Source organism: Streptococcus suis (genome assembly GCF_046032115.1).
Taxonomy (GTDB): Bacteria; Bacillota; Bacilli; order Lactobacillales; family Streptococcaceae; genus Streptococcus; species Streptococcus suis_AJ.
Window position 1 is genome coordinate 15,174 of record NZ_JARQOZ010000005.1, and the last position, 22,032, is coordinate 37,205.

The window sequence follows — 22,032 nt, forward strand, 5'->3', positions numbered from 1 at the left end:
GAGAATGTGGTTCTTTTTCTGTTTTACCAGAGATGAAGGAGAGGATATGAAGAATTTTTATCTAGTGGATAGCCAAGAACAGCTGTTTAACTATCAGCAATTTGTCTCAAAATACGAGGCAAAATGGCATGACTATATCCATTTTCTAAGGAAGGAATATCAAGTTCGTGATTTGCCCCAAGCCCTTATCTGGGCAAATGAAGAAGCCGCAAGAAAATTACTTGGCCAAAGTCCCGTACCAGCCTACACTAATGATATCCGCATGGTCATGACACCAGACCTAGCAGTTTGGAAAAAGATTTACCAGCATCAACTAGATAGCTACGAGAACAGCCCAGACTTGCAGACATTGAGTGCTCACTACAAAGGTTTGTCGGAAAATCATCTGTTGCAAATTATCGGTCATGAGCTGGCGCATTGGTCAGACCTTTTTCTGGATGACTTTGCGGACTATGATGCAAACATCTGGTTTGAAGAGGGCATGGTCGAGTACATCAGCAGACAGTATTTTTTGACAGAAGAAGAGTTTGCTCAAGAGCGGTTCTGTAATCAGCTCTTGGTTGACCTCTTTCAAGAAAAACACGGCTGGCATTCCTTGGATGCTTTTGGAAAATCCACTTACGAAGGAGATTACGCGAGTATTTTTTACGAGTACTGGCGAAGTTTTCTCACGATTGACCAGTTAGTAGAGAAAGTAGGTTCGGTCCAAGCACTTTTTGAAACCTATCATAAATGGGCGCAGTCAGACCAAAGCATTTCGCTACTCAACTGGTTTGTGCAGGAAGAATTATTAGAAAAAGAAATTTAAAAAGAAACAGGAGTAACTTATGGCAAAAAAACTTACATTTCACAGCGTCAGTGGCATAGTCTCCTTTCAGTCGAATTGCCACACGATCATCGCTAGGGCGATTGAGCTAGACGCTGTACTAGTTCGCCTTTCCTAGCGGTATCGGCTAGGAAGGCTCACGTCGCAATCAATTTATATAGAAAGAGGAAATATATGTCTAAAAAATTAACATTCCACAGCGTCAGTGGCATAGTCTCCTTTCAGTCGAATTGCCACACGCTCATCGCTAGGACGATTGAGCTAGACGCTGTACTAGTTCGCCTTTCCTAGCGGTATCGGCTAGGAAGGCTCACGTCGCAAGAGCATTTAAAATAGAAAGAAGGAAGAATATGTCAAAGAAACTTACATTTCAAGAGATTATCTTGACCTTACAACAATTTTGGAATGAGCAGGGGTGCTTGCTCATGCAGGCTTACGATACGGAAAAGGGTGCGGGGACTATGAGCCCGTACACTTTCTTGCGTGCGATTGGTCCGGAGCCGTGGAATGCAGCTTATGTTGAGCCTTCACGTCGTCCTGCGGACGGTCGTTACGGGGAAAATCCAAACCGTCTCTATCAGCACCACCAATTCCAAGTGGTTATGAAACCGTCGCCTTCTAACATCCAAGAACTCTACTTGGAATCTTTGGAGCGTTTGGGCATCAATCCTTTGGAGCACGACATTCGTTTCGTTGAGGACAACTGGGAAAATCCGTCAACAGGTTCAGCAGGTCTGGGCTGGGAAGTCTGGTTGGACGGTATGGAAATCACGCAGTTTACCTACTTCCAACAGGTTGGTGGCTTGGCGACAGGTCCAGTTACAGCCGAAGTAACCTATGGTTTGGAGCGTTTGGCTTCTTACATCCAAGAAGTTGACTCCGTTTACGATATCGAATGGGCAGACGGTGTTAAATATGGCGAAATTTTTATCCAGCCAGAATATGAGCATTCAAAATATTCCTTTGAAGTATCAGATCAGGATATGCTCCTTGAAAACTTTACTAAGTTTGAAAAAGAAGCAGAGCGGGCTTTGGAGGAAGGCTTGGTCCACCCAGCCTTTGACTATGTGCTCAAATGTTCTCACACCTTTAACCTGTTGGATGCCCGTGGAGCTGTGTCTGTAACCGAGCGTGCAGGCTACATTGCCCGTATCCGTAACCTTGCCCGTGTCGTTGCCAAAACCTTTGTGGCAGAGCGGAAGAAACTCGGCTTCCCACTTTTAGATGAAGCAACGCGAGCAGAACTGTTGAAGGAGGACGCAGAATAATGACAAAGAATTTACTTGTTGAACTTGGCTTGGAAGAAATTCCTGCCTACATCGTAACCCCAGCCATGCACCAGTTGCGTGACCGCATGGCGACTTTTTTGACAGACAACCGTTTGGCTTTTGATAGCATCGATGTCTTTTCAACACCACGCCGTTTGGCTGTTCGTGTGCGTGGTTTGGCAGACCAACAGACAGACTTGACCGAAGATTTCAAGGGTCCTGCTAAGAAGATTGCCTTGGACGCAGACGGAAACTTCACCAAGGCGGCAGAAGGTTTTGTCCGTGGCAAAGGCTTGACGACTGCAGACATCGAATTCCGCGAGATCAAGGGTGAAGAGTATGTCTACGTGACTAAACATGAAGCTGGTCAGCCAGCAAAGGCAGTTTTGGCGGGCATTCCAGAGGTTTTGAAGGCTATGACCTTCCCTGTCAGCATGAACTGGGCATCCAACAAATTCGCCTACATCCGCCCTGTCCACACCTTGACCGTTCTCTTGGACGACGAATCATTGGATATGGATTTCTTGGACATTTCGTCAGCTCGCATCAGCCGTGGTCATCGTTTCCTTGGAAATGAAACCGAGATTGCAAGTGCAGATTCTTACGAGGCAGACTTGCGTGCACAGTTTGTCATTACAGACCCTGCAGAGCGTCAAAATATGATCGTCGAGCAAATCAAGGCTATCGAGGACAAACACAATGTGACCGTTGAGATTGACCAAGACCTGCTCAATGAAGTTCTCAACCTGGTCGAGTACCCAACTGCTTTCATGGGTTCCTTTGACACCAAGTACCTAGAAGTACCAGAAGAGGTCTTGGTGACTTCCATGAAAAATCACCAACGTTACTTCGTGGTGCGTGATAAGGCTGGCAAACTCTTGCCAAACTTCATCTCTGTCCGTAACGGTAACGACCAGTACCTTGACAATGTCATCAAAGGAAATGAAAAAGTCTTGGTGGCACGTTTGGAAGACGGTGAGTTCTTCTGGCGTGAGGATCAAAAACTCAAGATTGCTGACTTGGTGGAACGCCTCAAAGTCGTGACCTTCCATGAGAAAATCGGCTCACTTTACGAGCACATGGAACGCACCAAAGTCATCGCAGAAAAACTGGCTGACTTGGCAGGCTTGTCTGCGGATGAAAAAGCGGATGTGGCACGTGCAGCGGACATCTACAAGTTTGACCTCTTGACAGGTATGGTCGGCGAGTTTGATGAATTACAAGGGATTATGGGTGAGAAGTATGCCCTTCTTGCAGGGGAAAAACCTGCGGTGGCAGCAGCTATCCGTGAGCACTATCTTCCTAACTCTGCAGAAGGTGACCTTCCTGAAACCAAGGTTGGTGCGGTCTTGGCGTTGGCTGACAAATTTGATACCCTTCTATCCTTTTTCTCAGTAGGTCTCATTCCATCTGGCTCAAACGACCCTTACGCTCTTCGTCGTGCGACACAGGGTATCGTGCGGATCTTGGAAGCATTTGGTTGGGAAATTCCATTGGATCAGTTGATTTCGGAGCTCTACAGCTTGAACTTTGCTAGCTTGACCTATGACAACCAGCCAGCTGTGATGGACTTTATCCGTGCCCGTGTGGAGAAGATGATGGATAAGGCGATTCCGAAAGACATCCGTGAGGCTGTACTTGCCAGCTCAACCTTTGTAGTCAGACTACAGCTGGCAGCCAGCTCTGCTATTTTCCAAAAATCAAAAGAGGCTGACTACAAGGAAGCCGTGGAAAACTTGTCACGGGTCTTCAACTTGGCTGAAAAGGCGGAGGCGACTGTCATTGACCAGGCCCTCTTCGAAAACGACCAGGAAAAAGCCCTTGCTGATGCAGTGACAGGCTTGGAGTTGACAGAAGACATGGCGGGTAACTTGGACAAACTCTTTGCTCTCAGCCCAGTCATCGCGGCCTTCTTCGACAATACCATGGTCATGGTAGACGACGCGGCGGTTAAAGCCAACCGTTTGGCTTTATTGAAAGCCTTGGCGGATAAGGCTTCCGCAGTGGCCGTCTTCAATCTCTTGAATAGTAAGTAGGAGGCAGACATGGAACAAGCAAAAATCGATCGTATCAATGAATTGGCTAAAAAGAAAAAAGCTGGTACCTTGACACCAGAGGAAAAAGTTGAACAGGCTCAGCTAAGGGAAGAATATATTGAGGGGTATCGTCGAGCAATCCGTCATCATATTGAGGGGATTAAACTGGTTGATGAAGACGGTAACGATGTGACGCCAGAGAAACTCCGCCAAGTCCAACGTGAAAAAGGCTTGCATGGCCGTAGTTTGGATGATCCCAATTCCTAAACTTGTGTTGCTAAAAAAAACAAGTAAAAGACTAGGTTTTCTAGTCTTTTTTTGTGCTTTTGAGAACATGTATTTACTTGTTTACTTAGTTTGTAAATGATAAAATAGATATAGATAAATAGATTCAGGAGGGCTTGGTCATGAAAAAACTGATGTACACCTTGTTGGTGCTTGCCTATGTTACGGTCGCTTATTTGTCGGTCTACGTCCTTCCTCACTATTATTGTGGTGCAATTATAGGGGTGGCAGGAGCCAGTCTTGGAGCTAGTTTCAAACAGTTCAAGGAAGTGCGAGCTTGTCCTGACCAACCCTTGTTAGCCTATTTTAAGTGGGATAAGAAAAAGACAAGTAGTTTGTTATTGTTCCTTCTTGGAATCATCCTTTTTGTCAGCCTTGTGATGGAATTTAATTGGCAATATGGCATAGCTTTTGTAGTGGCGATTAGCTATGCTATGCTTTGGAATCTCCTTCATATCCAATTCCTAAGGAAATATTATTTTGGGAGTGGGAAAGAACTCGACTAGTCTAAAAAAGAGTTCGTCTTCCCACCCCCGCACAGTTGATTAGGTCAGATTTGGAGTGTGAAACACGAACAAATCTGCCAATCAACCACTGCGCTGAGATGTTGACACGAACTCTGAGAAGTGTGCTGGGCTTGAGCCCAGCGTTTTCTTTTCTAAATACTTTGTCCAGCTTTTAATTTTTTCATAAAGATGATGGAACTTGGAATCAGAACGATGATACTTCCGATCCAGGCAGCAGGGTTTGCGGCGGCAGTCCCATAAAAACCGAAATACTGCATGCCGATGATGGCGACTGCTGCTCGGAAAATCAATTCTCCAAAGCCTGCTAGTGTTGGGATAAAGCCCTTGCCAAGTCCCTGAATAAAGCTACGAAGAATAAAGAGGGAAGCAACAATCCAGTAACAAGAGCCGTTAATGATGTAGTAAACAAGAGCCAAGTCCAGCACTGTTTGACTGGCATTTGGCAGAAAGAGACCAGAGAAGAAGCGATTGCCCAAGATGAGAATGACCGCAAATAGAATAGCCCAAGCAATGTTCAGAAATAGGGAGTGGCGCACCCCTTCTCGAATCCGATCGTAGAGTTTGGCGCCGTAGTTCTGGGCTGTAAAGGTTGCAATAGCCAGCCCCAGATTGACCATAGGTAGCATAGCCAGCTGGTCAGTACGCAGAGCAATGGCCTGGGCAGCGATGGCATCTGTTCCTAGCTGGTTGACCATAAACTGTAGGGTCATGGCTCCGATGGCGATAATACTGGCTTGAAATCCCATTGGAAAAGCAAGCTGGGCATGTTTCTTAAGATTATCCCTATCCAATTTTAAATCAGCTAGTCCAATATGATAGTGAGGTACCTTGTGGATAATGTAAAAAATAAGAAAGAGGACCGAACAGGCTTGGGCAAGGATAGTTGCAAAGCCAGCTCCGAAAACGCCCCAGTCCATGACTAAGATAAAGAAAAAATCCAGACCGATATTGATAAAACAAGCGATAACTAGAGCCAGTAGAGGTGTTTTAGAGTTTCCGAGACTGCGTAGGGCTGAAGACAGGAAATTATAAAAAATAGTAAAGGTCAATCCTCCAAACATGGCCGTTAGAAAGGCATGGGAGTGGTCGATGATACTCACAGGTGTTTGCATTAAGACCAAGATAGGTTTCAAAAAAGCTAAGGCTAAGACTGTTAGTAAAAGGCTGATGAGGGAAGCGTAGAAGAGTCCGTGGACAAAAGATTTTTTAAGCCCCTCTAAGTCGCCAGCTCCAAAGCGTTGGGCAGAAATAATGGTTAATCCATTGGTAACACCTTGGGCAAAACCGATGATTAAAAAAATCAGGCTGGCTGTCGAACCGACACTTGCAAAGGCATCCTTTCCCAAAGTATGCCCCACAATCATGGAATCAGCAAAATTATAGGCCAGTTGAAAAAAAGATCCAATCAACAAGGGGATAGCGAATTGTAAGATGACCGCAATCGGTTTTCCTTTGGTTAAATCATTCATAACGTCTCCTTTTGACAGATGATAAGCCCACTAGATAAATGATAGTCTAGTAGGCTTTCTAGGGATAAAATATTTCTCCTGAGAACGGAGTATAGGTCGTAAATTTGTTATTTAATTTGTCAGCTCTTCAAAATGATCGACAGTATTATGGTCTGTTACTGCTAAGATGAGTTCGTCAGATTTGAAGACATAGTCAGGAGTCAGTTGGATGTTTAATTCCTGATTTTCGCCACTTCGGTAACCGATGATATTGAGTTTATAATGTTGGCGGAGTTTTAATTCGCCGAGTGTTTTGCCAATCCATTTTACTGGCGGGTGAAACTCGACAATGGAAACATTGCCTTCGAGCTCAAAGAGGCTGGTTGTGTCGCGGTGGAGTAATTGTTTTGCTAGAGAAATACCTGTTTCACGTTCAGGAGAAATAACCTTATCGGCACCGACACGGAGAAGGACTTCTTTCGCAGTTGTTCCTTTAACTTTGGCAATGACCATAGGAACGCCTAGGACCTTGCTATGCATAACAGCAAGAACACTGGATTCCAAGTTTTCGCCAGTAGCTACAACAACAGCATCGCAGTTACCGATTCCTGCTGCGCGTAAGAGCGAGCGATCGGTGATGTCTCCGACAATACCGCGCGTGAGAACAGGTTCTAGATGATTGATACGTTGCTCATGATTATCAATAGCAATGATATTGCAATCGTAATTGTGTAATGTTTTTGCAATGGTGGTACCAAAAACTCCCAGACCGAGAATTCCGATAGTATAGTTTGGCATGATTTCTCCTTTTAGACAAGCATAGATGATTTTGCGTATTGAAGACTTTCGGTTTTAGATAATTTTCGAACAGAAAGGCTTGCGAGAATAGAAAGTGGACCGATACGGCCGAAGAACATGAGTGCCATAATGACTGCTTGACCGGCCATGGTTAGACTTGGAGTCAGATTGGCTGTAACACCTACAGTGGCTAGTGCTGACATGACCTCAAACATTAAAAATAGAAGTGGTTGTCGGTCATCTGTTAGGGCAAGTGCGAAGAGCCCGATGATGAACATGAGAAGGAAGACTGAGAATGTCGCAAAAGCTTTGCGGATGCTGAGGTTATCGATGGTTCGTCCCATAAAGTTGGTATGAGGGAGACCGAGAATCTCGCTACGAGCATAGAGCACTAAGGTTAGGAAGGCGGTTATTTTAATACCGCCGGCTGTTCCACCTGGGGCTCCGCCAAGCATCATCTGAAAGATATAGAGCAAGAGGGTGATCGGTTCAGCCTTCGTGTAGTCGATACTGGCAAAACCAGCGGTTCGCATGGTGACCGTCTGGAAAAAGCTGGCTAATAATTTATGGCCAAATGATAGTTGCCCGATAGTAGAAGGGTTGTTCCATTCGGTGAGTAAGGTTGTCAGAGTTCCGAGGGTTAGTATAATGGCTGTTAGGCCTAGAACAATCTTTGTATGGAACCCTAGTTTTCGTAGGCTACGTTTTTGCCCGATTTGTGTTTGAAGGTCAAACCAAACCGAGAATCCAAGACCTCCCATAATAATGAGACTGGCTAATGTTAGGTTAATCAGAGGATTATCCACATAGCGCATGATGCTAGTTGCACCAAAATTATCAAAACCAGCATTACAAAAGGCTGATATAGCTACGAAAATCGAGGTGAATAAACCTCTCGCCCATCCAAATTCAGGTACAAAATGGAAGGAAAGTAAGAGGGCTCCAAAGGCTTCGACCGCCAAGGTAAAACCAAAAGCTGATTTGAGGAAGCTACGAAAATATTTTGTGTCAGATCGGTTTAGAGCCTCTTGTAAGGTTGCCATATTGATGAAATTCATTTTACGACCACCGCGTAAAGCGAAGAGACCGATGAATCCTATCAAGCTCAAACCACCAATTTGGATTAGCATCATACAGATAATCTGTCCAAAAGTAGAATAGGTTTCAGCAACGGCTTTGGTAAATAGCCCTGTTACACAAACCATGGAGACAGATGTGAAGAGATGATCCCAATAACTTGCTGTAGAGGTGCTAATTTGTGAGATGGGAAGACTTAGTAAAATTGATCCAGTCAGAATCACGAATAAGAAACTGATAATGATTCGCTGACTGGGAGAAAGTTTGATCCTAAATGGTGACATAATTCTACCTTTGCTCAAAAAATAAAAGATGAAGATATTGTAGCACAAAAGAAAGAAAATGTACGACTAAAACACGTAAAGAACCTGATTTTTTCTCTTCTTGAAAGCTTCATTATTTTTAATTACCATAGATTTTATTAGTGGTGTTTACATGAGGTAGCTCAGGTGGCTCATTTTATTTGTGACAACGGGGTTATGGGGAAATTATTATGGGCAATGAAAAAGTGGTGCGGACCAGAAAAAGAATCTCCTTAGTTGACCTAGGGAGATTTATTTCCATTCTGCTAAGACTTGTTGATGATAGTGATGTAAAGGTCCGACCTTTTGGAGGAGGTAGGTAGCAGCCAGTCCGACCAATAAGCCTGATAAAATTCCTGTAAAAGCGAGGATTGGCAGGTAGTTGAGGACATAGAAAGAACGGGCAATGGTAGCAAAAACAAGAAGCTGACCAAGGTTGTGCAACATCCCGCCCAGAATAGAAATTCCAATAGGACTGACACGGTTTGGACCGAGCTGCTTGGCAGAGAGCATTCCGACATAACTCAAAGTAGTTCCGGCAAAGCCATAGAGGAAGGTTGAAAAGGTGCCTCCCAGAAAGGTTGAGATGAGCAAGCGTAGTGCGACAACCTTTAGGCTATCCTTTGTAGGGAGGGTAAAAATAGCAATTAAGCTAATCAAATTTCCCAGTCCTAGCTTGGCACCTGGAGCAAAAGCAAATGGGGGGGTGATGAGTCGTTCAATCAAAGAAATGACAACTGCCTGAGCTGCCAGCATCGTAATAAAGTTAAGTGTTTGACGTTTAGAATTCATGGGTGTAGAGAAAAAACTCTTTCTAGTCGATTATCTATTTTACTATCATACTTGTTTTTATTCACTCTGGCAAGTTTTGTCTGTTATATATTACTAATTATTGAAATTAGCTTGTCAACTATCTTGGAATACGTTATAATGGAAACATGTAATTTGTTTTGGTTTTCACAAGGAGGAAACATTGTGACGAAAAATATTGTGATTGTCGGTGCTGGTTATGCGGGGATTGCAGCAGCTCGATTGCTAGGAAAAACCTTTAAAAAGGATCAAGATGTAACAGTTACCTTGATTGATAAGAACTCTTTCCATACCTATATGACAGAGTTGCATGAAGTTGCGGCTGGGCGTGTAGAAGCCAATGCAATCAAGTATGACCTTCAACGTATCTTTAAAAAATATCCTAAGGTCCAGTTGGTGACGGATAAGGTCGTAGAGATTGATTATGATAAGAAACAAGTCGTAGCAGAGCACCAAACCCTAGATTTTGATTACCTGCTCCTTGCAATGGGTGGTGAGGCTAATGACTTTGGTGTCAAAGGTGTGAAGGAACATGGTTTTACCCTTTGGTCAATCGAAGCGGCTGAGCGTCTGCATGAACATATGATTGACGCCTGCTATCGTGCCATGCGCGAGCATGATGAAGCCAAACGTCGTGCCCTTCTGACCTTTACTGTTATCGGTGCTGGTTTCACAGGTATTGAGATGATTGGTGAGTTGATTGATTGGGTACCAATTTTGGCGCGTGAGTTCAAGTTGGATCCGAAAGAATTCTCACTTAAGGTTGTGGAAGCAACGCCAAATATCTTGGCGATGGTCACTGAAAAAGAACAAGTCAAGGCTCGTAAATATCTTGAGAAAAAAGGTGTGGAGTTGGTGCTTGGTGATGGTGTAGCAAGTGTTCACGAAGATAGCTTGACACTTTCATCAGGTCGTCAAATTCCGACCTACACATCTATTTGGACAGCTGGTGTTCAAGCAAATTCTGATGCAAGTGAATTTGGCATTGAAAAAGCGCGTGCTGGTCGTTTGGTAGCCAATGAGTTCATGGAAGCGAAAGGCAAGGAAAATGTCTATGTAGCAGGTGACTTGGTCTACTTTGAAGAATCAGAAGGAAAACCAACTCCACAGATTGTACAAGCGGCTGAGCAAACAGGTCATACTGCAGCAAGCAATATTATTGCAGCCATCAATGGTGGCGAAAAACATCGCTACAAAGGCAAATACGATGGCTTCATGGTCTCTATCGGTTCGCGTTATGGTGTTGCCTTCTTGATGGAAAAATACCATATGTCTGGTTTTTTGGCCATGGCTGTCAAACACATGGTCAACTTGCTTTATTTCTTTACCATTCGCAGTTTCTTCTATATGGGCTCCTATGTTCGCCATGAATTCTTCGATATTAAGAATAAGCGAAATATCTTTGGAGGTCATACTTCTGGAAAAGGCAATCTTCTCTGGTCTGTTCCAATGCGTGTTCTCTATGGTTCTGTATGGCTTTACGAAGGTATCAAGAAAGCCTTTGGTTTATTTGGAACAACATCATGGTTTGGGGATCAAGTTGTCTTCCCATTCCCTTGGTTAGCTGATCCAGTATCTGGTGCATCTGCTGCTGAGGCGGTTTCAAGTGCCTCACAAGCGGCAACTGCTGCGGCAGAAGCTGCTGAACCAATTTTTGGTTTGAGCTATGCCTATGGTGAAGCACCGATGGCTGTTTTGGACAAAATGCCTGATTGGTTTGCTACTATCATGGAATTTATGATGCCAAACCAAGAAGTAGCACTCTTTATGCAAAAATTTATGACAGTAGCAGAAATCGGTATTGGTCTGGCTTTGATTGCTGGTGCCTTTGTATGGATTGTATCTGCTGCAACCGTTGCTTTGGTAGTTATGTTCAGCCTGTCAGGCATGTTCTACTGGGTAAATATTTGGTTCATCCCAGCAGCTATTTCTCTTATGAACGGTGCGGGTAGAGCCTTCGGTCTAGACTACTGGATCATGCCATGGTTGGGTCGTTTCCTAGACAAGAAGATTTATGGAAAGCCGAAGCATATTTACCGTATCAAGGATAAAAAATAAAGGAAATATAGAAAGTTAGTGGTACATCAAATTTGGAATACCTATCCTGAGATTGAGAGGGGACTTGAAGAGGTAAAATCCATCATCTTATCTGAGATGATGGTCCTGCATCCAGCAGTTACAGCGAAGATTGTTGAATATGTAGAGGCGCCAGGGAAATACCTGCGTGCCGGCCTCTGTCTGCTCTTTGCACAAATGACGGAAGGAAAGATTAGCCGTTCAAAGCTATATTTTGCTGCCCATTTAGAAGTTCTGCATCTGGCGACTCTTATTCATGACGATGTGATTGATGGCGCGGATAAACGGCGGGGAGTCATGGCGGCTCATCAACAATTTTCAAACCGAATCGCTATTTATACGGGAGACTATCTTCTGGCTTACTCAGGACGCTTGCTTGGGAAAGGACTTCGATTGCAGGAGTTGACGGAGAATGACTTGGATTTGGGCAACGATAAGCTCCTAGAAATTATTCTTCGTGGAGAGTTGTCTCAGTTGGTCAATCAATTTGATACCCAAATGACGATGAAAGCCTATCTCAAGCAAATTCAAGGGAAAACAGCCTTTTTATTCGGTTTAGCATGTCAGCTGGGCAGCTTTATCCCAGGGCAATTTAAGAAGGACAGTCATTTAGCCTTTCGTGCTGGTCAAGCTCTGGGTATGGCTTTTCAAATCCGAGATGATTTGATTGACTACCGCTTAGATGTTGAAAAGTCGGGTAAGCCCAGATTGCAAGATATTCAAAATGGAATTTACACAGCACCACTTTTGTTTGCGATGAGTGAGGATCGTTCTATTCGTCAGCACTTACAGAACTACATTCAAACCCCTAGTCAAGAGGGATTAGATGTGATTATAGATAAGCTATTTGCAACACATGCTATTGTCAAAACAGAGAAACTGATTGTTAGCTATTTGGAAAAAATGATGAGTTTTGCAGATAGAATACCACAGTTATCGACTGCATCTATGCAAAATTTGGTGGCAATAGTTTTTAGTCATTATTTTTAAAAAATAACTAGACATTTTAGTTTATTCGGTATATCATTATAAATATAAAACTATTTACTTTACAAAAGGAGTATTGTTATGAAAACAACTAAAGTTGTCTTGAAAAGTTTGGTCGTTCTAGGTGCGGTCTTTGCACTTGCTGCTTGCGGTTCTAAACAAGAATCGGCTTCAACGTCGTCTTCTTCTGCAGCAACGGCTACCTTGAAAGATGGTACTTACAAAGCTGAGTCAGGTAAGGACGATTACGGCTATAAAATCGTTCACACTTTGACAGTTAAAGATGGTAAAATTAGCGAGTCTAAGTTTGATTACGAAGCGGAGGATGGTAGCTTGAAGTCTACGAACGAAGAATACAACAAAAACATGAAGGACAAAGCAGGAGTTTCTGCTGGTGAAGCAATTGAACAACTCAATGCTGCTTTGGTAAAAGAACAAGATCTTTCAGCTGTTGAAGTTGTTTCAGGTGCAACACAGACTACAAATGATTTCAAGAAGAGCACAGAAGCCCTTCTTGCTGCAGCTGCTGAAGGAAATACAGAAACTGTAACTCTTGACTAATTTAGTCAATACCGATAAGACACAGGGGCTTCAAGTCGCAACTGTGTCTTCTTGTTTATATGAGGAAAATCTATTGAAAAAATTGATTCGACTACTTGGGCTGGTACTGGTCACAGTATGGTTGGTAGCTTGTGGACAATCTCAATCAGCAAGCTTACCAGTTGTGAAGACGCCATTGACACGTAGTGAAAGCTTGCTTCACACTGTTGTACAATTAAGTATCTATCATGAAGACCAAGAAGAAGTGATGGATGAAGCTGTCTCCTATATCAAGGAGATGGAAAGCCTACTGTCCACAAACTTGGAAGGGGCAGATGTCTATCGTATCAATCAGGCTGCGGGAAAAGAAGCTGTTGAGGTGGATGAACGTACATTTGAAGTGATTGAAACAGCTATTGACATGAGTAAAGAAAGTCAGGGGCTATTTGACATTTCCATTGGAGCTGTGAGCAATCTGTGGAAAATTGGAGATGAGGATGCACGTAAGCCGAGTGATGAAGAAATCAAAGCTGCTCTGCCATTTATCAATTATAAAGACATTACTTTAGATAAGGAGAAGAAGACCGTCTTTATCAAAGAAGGAATGACGCTAGAATTAGGTGCGATTTCTAAAGGGTACATTGCGGATAAGGTTAGAGAATTGTTTGCCGGCAAGGGGATTACGACTGCTATCATCAATCTAGGCGGGAATGTAGTGGTTATGGGGAATTCGCCAACGACACAAAATGGTTGGAATGTTGGAGTTCAAGACCCAGACCAGATGCGTGGTGCAACAGTTGGTTCTGTACCAGGAACACATGACTCGGTTGTTACTTCAGGTATTTACGAGCGCTACTTAGAGGTGGACGGTGTCAAGTATCACCATATTCTGGATCCAAAAACTGGCTATCCTGTGGAAAACGATATTTCAGGTGTGACAGTCTTTTCCAAAACATCTGTTAAGGGAGACGCCTTATCCACAACTCTCTTCTTACTAGGTGTGGACAAAGGTCTTGACTTTATTAATCAGCTGGATGGTGTAGAAGCTGTTTTCATTGATAAGGAGCAAGGCGTTCATCTGAGTGATGGCTTGAAAGAAAGCTTTGAATTAACGAATGAGGAGTATCATCTTGTCAATGAATAAATCAAATAAAGGGCTCAGTTTGCCTGTATTTCTAGAGTTTGTTGAAATGAAGACCAAGGTAGCAAGTGTTTTTCCAATGACCTTAGGAATCCTCTGGGCTATCTATCGCTATCAAACCTTTAACTGGCTCAATACACTTTTGTTCATTCTGGCAGTCCTTAGCTTTGACATGTGTACAACTGCCATCAACAATAGCATGGATTACCACAAGGCCAAGGATGAAACCTATCGTCAGGAAAGTAATGTGATTGGGAAATTCTCCCTAGATTTCCGTCAGATGATTGGAATCGTCCTTGCCCTACTTATTTTTTCAGTGGTTATTTCATTGGTGCTTGTTTGGCGGACCAGCTGGCTCCTCCTACCGATGGGCGCTCTCTGTTTCCTCATTGGTATCTTTTATACCTTTGGACCTATTCCGCTTTCGAGAATGCCACTGGGTGAAGTTTTCTCTGGAGTAACCATGGGATTTGGTATCTTCTTTCTTGCTGTATTTATTCAGCAACCAGATTTGCTACTGACCAGCCAAGTGAGCGGCAAGTGGATGGCCGTGCAATTCTCTTGGACAAAAATAATAGACATTCTTTTCATGTCCCTTCCTTTGGTAACCCTGATTGCCAATATCATGTTGGCCAACAATACCTGTGATTTAGAAGAAGATATTCGCAACCATCGTTATACTTTGGTTTACTATATTGGTAAGAAAAATGCTCTTAAATTGTATTTCGTCTTGGCAAGTTTACCATGGTTGCTGTGGATAATCTACTGTCTGACTGGCTTCTTACCAATCTGGGCACTGATCGGTTTAAGCGGTGTTTGGCCTGCTTATAAGAGTCTAGAAACATTTTTGAAAAAGCAAGTCAAACGGGAAACCTTTATCGAGGCAGTAAAGAGTTTTGTACTCTTTGCGCTGCTATATGTGGTGATACTTGCTTTAGCCCTTATTTTCTAAAAAGGAAAGACACAGTCGTTCATCAGGCTGTGTCTTCTTTGTTATAGTGGTAAAATGAGTTCTTCTTCATCAGTGCTTTCTCCGCCAACGGATTTGATTTCAATCAACAGGTTATGTGGTAGGCAAACGGATAATTCGCCCGGCTGACTAATCCAGCTGGTCATAACGGCAATTTGGTCTGGGCTATTGTCTTCCTTGACCCGAATGCGTTCGCCATCAACTTCAATGATGTTGTATTGCCCTTCATTGGGATAGTAGGTCTTTTCTTGATGTGGTGTGTCCTTTGCTAATTCAAATTGGTCGACCACCTCACCATTGATGCGGACATAGGCAATCGTTTTTCTCTCATTTGTATCTGTTGTCAGATGTGCATAGGTAAAAATTGCTGGAAGAAAGGATAAGATGAGTGTGAATCCGATTAAGATATAATCAAATAATTTGAGTTGTTTGAGAATAGATTTGATTGTCATATACAGTCTATTGTATAGAAAAAAATTTGCTTTGTAAAATCTTGAATGTGGATTACTTTTTTAATTGTCCAACAAAGAGTAGGATGGCTAACATTCCCCAGAATCCAGCTTGCAGTGGCTGGATTTTCCCAGTGAAAAATCCAATGGAGAAAGTTAGGGCAAAACCTGCAAAGAGAAACCAGAGCAGTGGTTTACGATAAAGATAGATAGCTTTTTGGACAGCATTTGCTTCTGGGCTGGTAGTTTGCCAGTCACTATTTAAAATTGGAAGAATAGTGAACAGTAAGATAAAGATTGGTGGGGTGTCCCCAGTCAAATAGCTATGTATATACAGGCTGCAAATTACTGTATAGGAGAGAACAATCAAAGTGAAAATAAATTTCGGTTTGTCAAATTTCATCAGCTTACTCCTTTTTGAAATACAGTCGATAAAGAATAGCGATGACAAAGCCAGCAGGAAGGATGAGGGCAAGTGGCTTGACATGCCCTAGCCAAATGCCTACAGAATAAGTCAAGGTCATGGCAAACAGGGCAAAGACGGCTTGGATGATAAAGTAGTGTTTTTCTTCGGCTGTTTTATAGGATTTGATTATCTGAATGGTCGGTAGCATGAGCAAGAATGAACCGCTAATCGGTTCATTGACCATGTAAGAGTAGATGAAGAAGGCAGAAAATAAACCATAAAATAGAACAAAAAATTTACAGGTTTGTTTGGGAGTTAAAGGTTTATTCATAGGCAGCTCCTTATTTTTTCTTGGTGGGTTCTGCGTCCAGTTTTTGCAGATAGGCAATGGCAGACAGGGCAATGCTAGCAAAGAGGCCCATCAGACCACCGAAGAGGAGGGATTTTGTATGCAAGATTGAGGCCATTAGGGGAAGATTGAGGCTAAAGAGGTCTGCCACTCCAGCAAAAACTGTTGAAAGCAGGGCAACTCCCAGTCCCAAAAGAAGTGGGTTAAGGGGCCGAGCTCGTCTTTCCTCAGGGCTAAGTTCATCCAAGTCATACTGGGGCAAGTCAGCATGGAGGGTCTGCATATTGACGACACCTAGCAAGATAAAGCTAAAGAGAGCAATTGTCATTGGATAATAGGTGGCAACCTCCACAGGATAGCGGATAGCTAGGAAGTAGGCGACAGCATTTCCAAGAGCAAGGAAGTAGAAGTGATAGATGAAAGCATGACCGCCAATAGCGTCTGCCCTGGTCCGTCGGTACTCGTCTAAAGGACCACGGATACCATAGAAGTGCCGTATCATATTTTGGAGCCACTTGGGTTCTTCTTTGGAAATAGCAGAGCTGACAGGTAGTTTTTCTGCCTTTTTCATGCGTTTGCGAAGCATGATTTCGATAGGAATGCCCGTGAAAACACCACCTAGACAGGCAGCCAGGACTTTTCGGAGGTCAAATAGGTGGTCGAGAGGATTGAGCCCCTCCATCCAGGCACCAAAAACAACATCCCAAATGTACATAACGGTAGTAAAATAGAGAGCGAATTTGAAACTTGCACCCTTGAGTTGTTTCTGTTCCTTGCTAGTCAGTTCTTCTACATCTAAACTGTCCAGTTGACTGTGACGGAGTTTATACATGATGTAGCAACTGGTTGCTAGATAGCTTAGGAGCAGAGAAACGGGATAGCCAAAGGCGACGACTTCTGGGAAGCGTTTGGATAGGGCAAGTGCCAATAGGGTAAGAGCCATGGTTCCCCAAAAGAGCAGGATAAAGCAGGTATTACCTAGTCGGAAGGCTTCTTGTTTGCGGTATTCATCAAGGGGACCAGCGATACCGTAAAAGCGTTTAATCAATTTATCTTGAAAGGTTTCCTTTTTCATACGATGCTCCTATTTACTTACGACGGAAAATGAGTGGCAGGTAAGCTAGTCCAAGAAAGTAGACTGTTCCAGCAATCAGCAGTTGCACCCAGAATTTCGCTTGGCTGATGATATGCATGATGTCTGCTCCGCTATTGCCCCAAAGCTGAAAGAGGACGAAGAGCGGGATAAATATAAGAGTAGAGATAAGAGCTTGACGTGTATTCTTTTTCATGATATTTTCCTTTCTATTCATTTCAAATGGTGCTGTTTAGGACAATCTTACTTACGACGGAAAATGGGTGGTAGGTAGGCTAGGAGCAGAGTAACGGGGTAGCCATAGGCAACGACTTCTGGGTAGCGTTTGGATAGAGCGAGTGCCAGTAGGGTAAGAGCCATGGTGCCCCAAAAGAGCAGGATAAAGCAGGTATTGCCTAGTCGGAAGGCTTCTTTGTGGCGAAATTCATCCAAGGGCCCTGCGATACCGTAAAATCGTTTGATTAATTTATCTTGAAAGGTTTCTTTTTTCATACGATACTCCTATTTACTTACGACGAAAAATGAGTGGTAGGTAGGCTAGTCCTAAGAAGTAGATTGCCCCAAAGCTGAAAGAGGACAAAGAGCGGGATAAAAATAAGAGTAGAGATAAGAGCTTGACGTATATTCTTTTTCATGTTTTTTCTTCCTTTCTATTCATTCCAAAAGAGGCTGTTGAGGTCAGTCTGTAAAGCTTTGGCTAAGTTAATACAGAGGTCTAGCGAGGGATTGTATTTGTTGTTTTCAATCATGTTGATGGTCTGTCTGGATACGCCGATGGCCTTGGCCAGATTCAGCTGAGAAATACCTAGCAGTAGGCGATAATCTTTGACACGGTTCATGTGCCCTCCTTTCTATGTCAATTATATCTGACACAATTGTCTAAAAATGAGAGGATAGGTTGACTATCCTTTTAAAATGTTGTCAATTATATCCGACATATAACTGTAAAAAAAATGTGGGAGGCCTCCCTGGTTATGTCAACTATATCTGACATCTTTCTGTAATATTATTATATACCTATCGAGAAATGTTGTCAACTATATTTGACACATTTTTTGTAAAAAGTTTGCAACATCTTTTTGATTTATTTTGTGGTACAATAGATAAGATATGAGCAAGGAATTTAATCACACAACTGTTCTCTTGCATGAGACAGTCGATATGTTAGACATCAAGCCAAACGGAATTTACGTAGATGCAACGCTGGGTGGAGCAGGTCATAGCGAGTACCTGCTCAGTCAGTTGACAGATGGGGGGCATCTCTATGCCTTTGACCAGGATCAGACGGCAATCGACCACGCCCACAAGCGTTTGGCTTCCTATATTGAAAAGGGGCAAGTCACCTTTATCAGGGATAATTTCCGCAATCTCAAGGTTCGCTTGGCGGAGCTAGGCGTAACAGAGATTGATGGGATTTGTTATGATTTAGGAGTATCCAGTCCACAGTTGGATGAGCGGGAGCGTGGCTTTTCTTACAAACAAGATGCTCCGCTTGATATGCGGATGAATCGTGAGGGACATTTGACGGCTTATGATGTGGTCAACAACTATGATTACCATGATTTGGTACGGATTTTTTTCAAGTATGGTGAGGATAAATTTTCCAAACAGATTGCTCGTAAAATCGAACAGGCGCGTGCGGTCAAACCTATTGAAACGACAACTGAGTTGGCAGAACTGATTAAGTCAGCTAAGCCAGCCAAGGAACTCAAGAAGAAGGGGCATCCTGCTAAGCAGATTTTTCAAGCTATTCGGATTGAGGTCAACGATGAATTAGGTGCAGCGGATGAGTCTATCCAGCAGGCCATTGACCTCTTGGCTCTGGATGGACGGATTTCTGTTATTACTTTTCATTCTTTAGAAGATCGTTTGACCAAACAACTCTTTAAGGAAGCCAGCACTATTGATGTGCCAAAAGGCTTGCCTTTTATTCCAGATGACTTGAAGGCGCCACTTGAATTGGTCAATCGTAAGCCTATCTTACCTAGTCAAGAAGAATTAGAGGCAAATAATCGCGCGCATTCAGCCAAACTGCGTGTAGCTAAGAAAGTACATAAATAGGAGAGAGTCTATGTTGCAAGAAAAACGTAGAGAAGCCACTATGCGGGTTATCGGTGATAAAATTAGAACCTTCACACGTGTAGAAAAAGCCTTCTATTCAAGCATCGTATTATCTGGATTAGCCCTTGCCATAGGAATTATCTTTATGCAAACGCGGCTTTTGCAGCTTCAATCTGGGATGGCCAAAGTCAATCAAGATATTAGCCAAAAACAGATTGAAATCAACGATGCAAAGCAAGCTGTCAATGAATTGACACGTTCAGCACGATTGATGGAAATTGCTGAAAAAGCTGGATTAACTTTTAATAATGACAATATTGGAGTAGCCGAATAATGCCCAGAAGAAATAATAAACTCTTGCGGTATGTCTTGAAAAAACGATATGTTCCGTCAAAAAATCGTCGAAGAGTAGGACAGAGTCTACTTCTTTTGACGGTTTTCGTCTTTTTTCTCTTTTTAATCAACTTTGCCTATATTATCGGCACCGATAGTAAATTTGGGGTGGATTTGTCAGAAAGAGCTGATGCGGTACACCAGCGTGAAGTTACCGTTCAAGCTAAACGGGGGACGATATACGACCGTACAGGAATTCCTATTGCAGAAGATTCAACGACCTATACAGTCTATGCCATCATTGACACAGAATATGTGTCAGAACTGAAAAAAGTTTTGTATGTGCAGTCTTCTCAGTTCAGCAAAGTAGCAGAAATCTTTAAAAAGCATCTCGGAATGGAGACAGATTATGTTATGGAGCAGCTGAATCAACCTGAACTGAAGCAGGTATACTTTGGGACGTTAGGTAAGAATATCTCCTATAGTACGATGTCCTCAATCCAAGAAGAGATGAAGGTGGCAGGTATTGAAGGGATTGCCTTTAACGCTAGTCCAGGACGGATGTATCCGAATGGAAATTTTGCTTCAATTTTTGTCGGGTTAGCTAATCCGATTGAAAACAAGGATGGTAGTCATAGTTTACAGGGTGTGAGTGGTTTGGAATATTATCTGAATGATATTCTGGCTGGTCAAGACGGAAAAGTTATCTACGAGAAAGATAGCCAAGGCCGTGTCCTACCTGGGACAGAAAAGGTTGAAACGGAGACAGTAAATGGGCAGGATGTCTATACGACAATTTCAGCCGATCTGCAACGTTCTCTTGAAACCAATATGAATACCTTCTTCGATAAAGCCAAAGGGCGATATGCGAATGCTACGTTGATATCGGCCAAAACGGGTGAAATTCTTGCTACAACGCAACGTCCAAGTTATGATTCGGATACCAAAGAAGGTCTTGGTGAGGAAGGTTTGCTAGAGCGTTCGTTACTTTACCAAGAAGCCTTTGAGCCGGGATCAACCATGAAGGTTTTGACAGTAGCTTCTGCAATTGATAATGGTACATTTGATCCAAATGAATATTACACAAATAATGAATACGTAATTGCAGATGCAAAAATCAATGACTGGACTTTAAACGCTGGTCAATCTGCGGTAACCCTGAATTATGCCCAAGGTTTCTCTTTGTCAAGTAACGTCGGTATGACCCTCCTCCAACAGCAGATGGGGGATGAGAAGTGGCTGAATTACCTAACCAAGTTCCGTTTTGGTTATCCGACACGTTTCGGAATGGGGGATGAGGCGCCGGGTCTGGTACCTGAGGATAATATTGTAACTATTGCCATGTCCACTTTCGGTCAAGGTATTTCTGCCAATCAAGTGCAAATGCTTCGAAGTTTCTCTGCGATTGCAAATAATGGAATAATGTTGGAACCAAAATTTATTTCAGCACTATACAATCCGAATACTGATACTGCAAGGCTTTCATCTAAAGAAGAAGTCGGGAATCCAGTTTCTGAACAGGCGGCAGATGAGACATTAGGTTACATGATAAATGTTGGTACGGACCCTATTTTTGGAACACTTTACTCACATGATTTACAAGGACCGGCAATACAAGTGGACGGGTATGATATAGCCATGAAATCAGGATCAGCCGAAATTGCCAGCGAAGATGGTCAGGGGTATATCAAGGGTGCTTATACCAACTCGGTTGTCGCCATGATTCCTGCTGAAAATCCTGAATTCATTATGTATGTGACCATTCGTCAGCCAGAAGTCTTAAGTGTTCTCTCTTGGGACAGTATTATCAGTCCAACATTAAAAGAAGCGATGCTATTAAAAGATAACTTGAATCTGGATGCACCAGCACCTTCTTTGACATTGGTTGCTTCAGAGACGGAGTATAGATTGCCTGATATTGTTGGAAAATCTCCTGGTGAAACTGCTGAAGAACTGCGTCGCAACTTAGTGCAACCGATCATTTTAGGGAATGGATCTGAAATCAAACAAGCTTCTGTAGAGAAGGGGACAGCAGTAGCAGCTAATCAGCAGGTTCTTTTGCTAACAAATAAATTTGAAGAGATGCCGGATTTGTACGCTGTTACAAAAGAGAATATGGACTTGATTGCTGAGTGGACCGGCATTGAAGTGACCTATGAAGGTCAGGGGTCGAAAGTTATTGATCAAAGTGTCGAAGTTGGTACAAAGCTAAACAAAACTAAGAATATAACAGTTACTTTAGGAGACTAA

The 22,032-nt window shown here is 43.0% G+C and carries 24 protein-coding genes and 1 pseudogene; 13 read left to right on the forward strand and 12 right to left on the reverse strand.

What is annotated here, in order from left to right; translation table 11 throughout:
* Nucleotides 1-46: 46 nt before the first annotated feature.
* The 5 genes from P7J36_RS02755 to P7J36_RS02775 all read left to right on the forward strand — a co-directional run bounded on the left by P7J36_RS02755 (nt 47) and on the right by P7J36_RS02775 (nt 4,921).
* Nucleotides 47-808: an elongation factor Tu gene (locus P7J36_RS02755; protein WP_024380535.1), complete on the forward strand. Its 762-nt coding sequence runs from the start codon at nt 47-49 to the stop codon at nt 806-808.
* A gap of 368 nt (nt 809-1,176) precedes the next feature.
* Nucleotides 1,177-2,094 carry a glycine--tRNA ligase subunit alpha gene (gene glyQ / locus P7J36_RS02760; RefSeq protein WP_002939388.1) on the forward strand — a complete coding sequence of 306 codons (918 nt, stop codon included), beginning with the start codon at nt 1,177-1,179 and terminating at the stop codon, nt 2,092-2,094.
* On the forward strand, nt 2,094-4,130 hold the full coding sequence (glyS, locus tag P7J36_RS02765; protein WP_408551073.1) for a glycine--tRNA ligase subunit beta: 2,037 nt from the start codon (nt 2,094-2,096) through the stop codon (nt 4,128-4,130). The genes glyQ and glyS overlap by 1 nt, the downstream gene beginning before the upstream one ends.
* A 9-nt stretch (nt 4,131-4,139) precedes the next feature.
* On the forward strand, nt 4,140-4,397 hold the full coding sequence (locus P7J36_RS02770) for a DUF896 family protein (protein ID WP_002942632.1): 258 nt from the start codon (nt 4,140-4,142) through the stop codon (nt 4,395-4,397).
* A 140-nt stretch (nt 4,398-4,537) separates the two neighbouring features.
* Complete coding sequence (locus P7J36_RS02775; protein ID WP_408551074.1) at nt 4,538-4,921, forward strand: hypothetical protein; 384 nt, start codon at nt 4,538-4,540, stop codon at nt 4,919-4,921.
* Nucleotides 4,922-5,073: 152 nt separating this feature from the next.
* On the opposite strand, the gene P7J36_RS02780 is transcribed toward P7J36_RS02775, so the two are convergent.
* The 4 genes from P7J36_RS02780 to P7J36_RS02795 all read right to left on the reverse strand — a co-directional run bounded on the left by P7J36_RS02780 (nt 5,074) and on the right by P7J36_RS02795 (nt 9,359).
* Complete coding sequence (locus tag P7J36_RS02780; protein ID WP_408551075.1) at nt 5,074-6,411, reverse strand: MATE family efflux transporter; 1,338 nt, start codon at nt 6,409-6,411, stop codon at nt 5,074-5,076.
* Between the two features lie 111 nt (nt 6,412-6,522).
* On the reverse strand, nt 6,523-7,188 hold the full coding sequence (locus P7J36_RS02785) for a potassium channel family protein (protein ID WP_408551076.1): 666 nt from the start codon (nt 7,186-7,188) through the stop codon (nt 6,523-6,525).
* Between the two features lie 11 nt (nt 7,189-7,199).
* A complete protein-coding gene (locus P7J36_RS02790; protein ID WP_024406622.1) occupies nt 7,200-8,549 on the reverse strand; it encodes a TrkH family potassium uptake protein in 1,350 nt (449 codons plus the stop codon).
* Nucleotides 8,550-8,819: 270 nt separating this feature from the next.
* Complete coding sequence (locus tag P7J36_RS02795) at nt 8,820-9,359, reverse strand: Gx transporter family protein (protein WP_398582725.1); 540 nt, start codon at nt 9,357-9,359, stop codon at nt 8,820-8,822.
* Between the two features lie 183 nt (nt 9,360-9,542).
* Here P7J36_RS02795 and P7J36_RS02800 point away from each other — a divergent pair, with 183 nt between their 5' ends.
* The 5 genes from P7J36_RS02800 to menA all read left to right on the forward strand — a co-directional run bounded on the left by P7J36_RS02800 (nt 9,543) and on the right by menA (nt 15,073).
* Nucleotides 9,543-11,435 carry an FAD-dependent oxidoreductase gene (locus P7J36_RS02800; RefSeq protein ID WP_408551077.1) on the forward strand — a complete coding sequence of 631 codons (1,893 nt, stop codon included), beginning with the start codon at nt 9,543-9,545 and terminating at the stop codon, nt 11,433-11,435.
* Between the two features lie 18 nt (nt 11,436-11,453).
* A complete protein-coding gene (locus P7J36_RS02805; protein ID WP_408551078.1) occupies nt 11,454-12,443 on the forward strand; it encodes a polyprenyl synthetase family protein in 990 nt (329 codons plus the stop codon).
* Nucleotides 12,444-12,521: 78 nt separating this feature from the next.
* The gene (locus tag P7J36_RS02810; protein WP_105150697.1) at nt 12,522-13,001 is read left to right on the forward strand and encodes an FMN-binding protein; all 480 of its coding nucleotides are present in this window, start codon (nt 12,522-12,524) and stop codon (nt 12,999-13,001) included.
* 73 nt (nt 13,002-13,074) lie between these two features.
* Nucleotides 13,075-14,124, forward strand: a complete 1,050-nt coding sequence (locus P7J36_RS02815; RefSeq protein ID WP_408551079.1) for an FAD:protein FMN transferase — start codon at nt 13,075-13,077, stop codon at nt 14,122-14,124.
* Entirely contained in the window at nt 14,117-15,073 is a 957-nt protein-coding gene (menA, locus tag P7J36_RS02820) for a 1,4-dihydroxy-2-naphthoate polyprenyltransferase (RefSeq protein WP_408551080.1), read from the forward strand. Before P7J36_RS02815 ends, menA begins: the two co-directional genes overlap by 8 nt.
* A 41-nt stretch (nt 15,074-15,114) precedes the next feature.
* On the opposite strand, the gene P7J36_RS02825 is transcribed toward menA, so the two are convergent.
* The 8 genes and pseudogenes from P7J36_RS02825 to P7J36_RS02860 all read right to left on the reverse strand — a co-directional run bounded on the left by P7J36_RS02825 (nt 15,115) and on the right by P7J36_RS02860 (nt 18,227).
* Nucleotides 15,115-15,543, reverse strand: a complete 429-nt coding sequence (locus tag P7J36_RS02825; RefSeq protein ID WP_398582719.1) for a NusG domain II-containing protein — start codon at nt 15,541-15,543, stop codon at nt 15,115-15,117.
* 52 nt (nt 15,544-15,595) lie between these two features.
* Complete coding sequence (locus tag P7J36_RS02830; protein WP_408551081.1) at nt 15,596-15,943, reverse strand: hypothetical protein; 348 nt, start codon at nt 15,941-15,943, stop codon at nt 15,596-15,598.
* 4 nt (nt 15,944-15,947) lie between these two features.
* Complete coding sequence (locus tag P7J36_RS02835; protein ID WP_408551082.1) at nt 15,948-16,277, reverse strand: MFS transporter; 330 nt, start codon at nt 16,275-16,277, stop codon at nt 15,948-15,950.
* A 10-nt stretch (nt 16,278-16,287) separates the two neighbouring features.
* Nucleotides 16,288-17,370 carry a DUF3278 domain-containing protein gene (locus P7J36_RS02840; RefSeq protein WP_408551083.1) on the reverse strand — a complete coding sequence of 361 codons (1,083 nt, stop codon included), beginning with the start codon at nt 17,368-17,370 and terminating at the stop codon, nt 16,288-16,290.
* Between the two features lie 13 nt (nt 17,371-17,383).
* Entirely contained in the window at nt 17,384-17,584 is a 201-nt protein-coding gene (locus tag P7J36_RS02845; RefSeq protein WP_408551084.1) for a hypothetical protein, read from the reverse strand.
* Between the two features lie 71 nt (nt 17,585-17,655).
* Nucleotides 17,656-17,880 (reverse strand): annotated as a pseudogene (locus P7J36_RS02850) (DUF3278 domain-containing protein); the annotation flags it as partial.
* Nucleotides 17,881-17,897: 17 nt separating this feature from the next.
* Nucleotides 17,898-18,023, reverse strand: a complete 126-nt coding sequence (locus P7J36_RS02855) for a hypothetical protein (RefSeq protein WP_408551085.1) — start codon at nt 18,021-18,023, stop codon at nt 17,898-17,900.
* A 15-nt stretch (nt 18,024-18,038) separates the two neighbouring features.
* Entirely contained in the window at nt 18,039-18,227 is a 189-nt protein-coding gene (locus P7J36_RS02860) for a helix-turn-helix transcriptional regulator (RefSeq protein WP_099810976.1), read from the reverse strand.
* A 271-nt stretch (nt 18,228-18,498) separates the two neighbouring features.
* On the opposite strand from P7J36_RS02860, the gene rsmH reads away from it, so the two are divergent.
* Genes rsmH through pbp2x form a run of 3 tightly spaced genes read left to right on the forward strand, consistent with a single transcriptional unit; the run spans nt 18,499 to nt 22,032 of the window.
* On the forward strand, nt 18,499-19,449 hold the full coding sequence (gene rsmH / locus P7J36_RS02865; protein ID WP_408551086.1) for a 16S rRNA (cytosine(1402)-N(4))-methyltransferase RsmH: 951 nt from the start codon (nt 18,499-18,501) through the stop codon (nt 19,447-19,449).
* A gap of 10 nt (nt 19,450-19,459) precedes the next feature.
* The gene (ftsL, locus tag P7J36_RS02870) at nt 19,460-19,783 is read left to right on the forward strand and encodes a cell division protein FtsL (protein ID WP_002937992.1); all 324 of its coding nucleotides are present in this window, start codon (nt 19,460-19,462) and stop codon (nt 19,781-19,783) included.
* Entirely contained in the window at nt 19,783-22,032 is a 2,250-nt protein-coding gene (gene pbp2x, locus P7J36_RS02875) for a penicillin-binding protein PBP2X (RefSeq protein ID WP_408551087.1), read from the forward strand. Before ftsL ends, pbp2x begins: the two co-directional genes overlap by 1 nt.

What these genes read in the sequence shown, in the direction of transcription:
- P7J36_RS02755 (WP_024380535.1), top strand. Translation starts at nt 47, where the DNA reads ATGAAGAATTTTTATCTAGTGGATAGCCAAGAACAGCTGTTTAACTAT.
- glyQ (WP_002939388.1), top strand. Translation starts at nt 1,177, where the DNA reads ATGTCAAAGAAACTTACATTTCAAGAGATTATCTTGACCTTACAACAA.
- glyS (WP_408551073.1), top strand. Translation starts at nt 2,094, where the DNA reads ATGACAAAGAATTTACTTGTTGAACTTGGCTTGGAAGAAATTCCTGCC.
- P7J36_RS02770 (WP_002942632.1), top strand. Translation starts at nt 4,140, where the DNA reads ATGGAACAAGCAAAAATCGATCGTATCAATGAATTGGCTAAAAAGAAA.
- P7J36_RS02775 (WP_408551074.1), top strand. Translation starts at nt 4,538, where the DNA reads ATGAAAAAACTGATGTACACCTTGTTGGTGCTTGCCTATGTTACGGTC.
- P7J36_RS02780 (WP_408551075.1), bottom strand. Translation starts at nt 6,411, where the DNA reads ATGAATGATTTAACCAAAGGAAAACCGATTGCGGTCATCTTACAATTC.
- P7J36_RS02785 (WP_408551076.1), bottom strand. Translation starts at nt 7,188, where the DNA reads ATGCCAAACTATACTATCGGAATTCTCGGTCTGGGAGTTTTTGGTACC.
- P7J36_RS02790 (WP_024406622.1), bottom strand. Translation starts at nt 8,549, where the DNA reads ATGTCACCATTTAGGATCAAACTTTCTCCCAGTCAGCGAATCATTATC.
- P7J36_RS02795 (WP_398582725.1), bottom strand. Translation starts at nt 9,359, where the DNA reads ATGAATTCTAAACGTCAAACACTTAACTTTATTACGATGCTGGCAGCT.
- P7J36_RS02810 (WP_105150697.1), top strand. Translation starts at nt 12,522, where the DNA reads ATGAAAACAACTAAAGTTGTCTTGAAAAGTTTGGTCGTTCTAGGTGCG.
- menA (WP_408551080.1), top strand. Translation starts at nt 14,117, where the DNA reads ATGAATAAATCAAATAAAGGGCTCAGTTTGCCTGTATTTCTAGAGTTT.
- P7J36_RS02825 (WP_398582719.1), bottom strand. Translation starts at nt 15,543, where the DNA reads ATGACAATCAAATCTATTCTCAAACAACTCAAATTATTTGATTATATC.
- P7J36_RS02830 (WP_408551081.1), bottom strand. Translation starts at nt 15,943, where the DNA reads ATGAAATTTGACAAACCGAAATTTATTTTCACTTTGATTGTTCTCTCC.
- P7J36_RS02835 (WP_408551082.1), bottom strand. Translation starts at nt 16,277, where the DNA reads ATGAATAAACCTTTAACTCCCAAACAAACCTGTAAATTTTTTGTTCTA.
- P7J36_RS02840 (WP_408551083.1), bottom strand. Translation starts at nt 17,370, where the DNA reads ATGAAAAAGGAAACCTTTCAAGATAAATTGATTAAACGCTTTTACGGT.
- P7J36_RS02845 (WP_408551084.1), bottom strand. Translation starts at nt 17,584, where the DNA reads ATGAAAAAGAATACACGTCAAGCTCTTATCTCTACTCTTATATTTATC.
- P7J36_RS02855 (WP_408551085.1), bottom strand. Translation starts at nt 18,023, where the DNA reads ATGAAAAAGAATATACGTCAAGCTCTTATCTCTACTCTTATTTTTATC.
- P7J36_RS02860 (WP_099810976.1), bottom strand. Translation starts at nt 18,227, where the DNA reads ATGAACCGTGTCAAAGATTATCGCCTACTGCTAGGTATTTCTCAGCTG.
- rsmH (WP_408551086.1), top strand. Translation starts at nt 18,499, where the DNA reads ATGAGCAAGGAATTTAATCACACAACTGTTCTCTTGCATGAGACAGTC.
- ftsL (WP_002937992.1), top strand. Translation starts at nt 19,460, where the DNA reads ATGTTGCAAGAAAAACGTAGAGAAGCCACTATGCGGGTTATCGGTGAT.
- pbp2x (WP_408551087.1), top strand. Translation starts at nt 19,783, where the DNA reads ATGCCCAGAAGAAATAATAAACTCTTGCGGTATGTCTTGAAAAAACGA.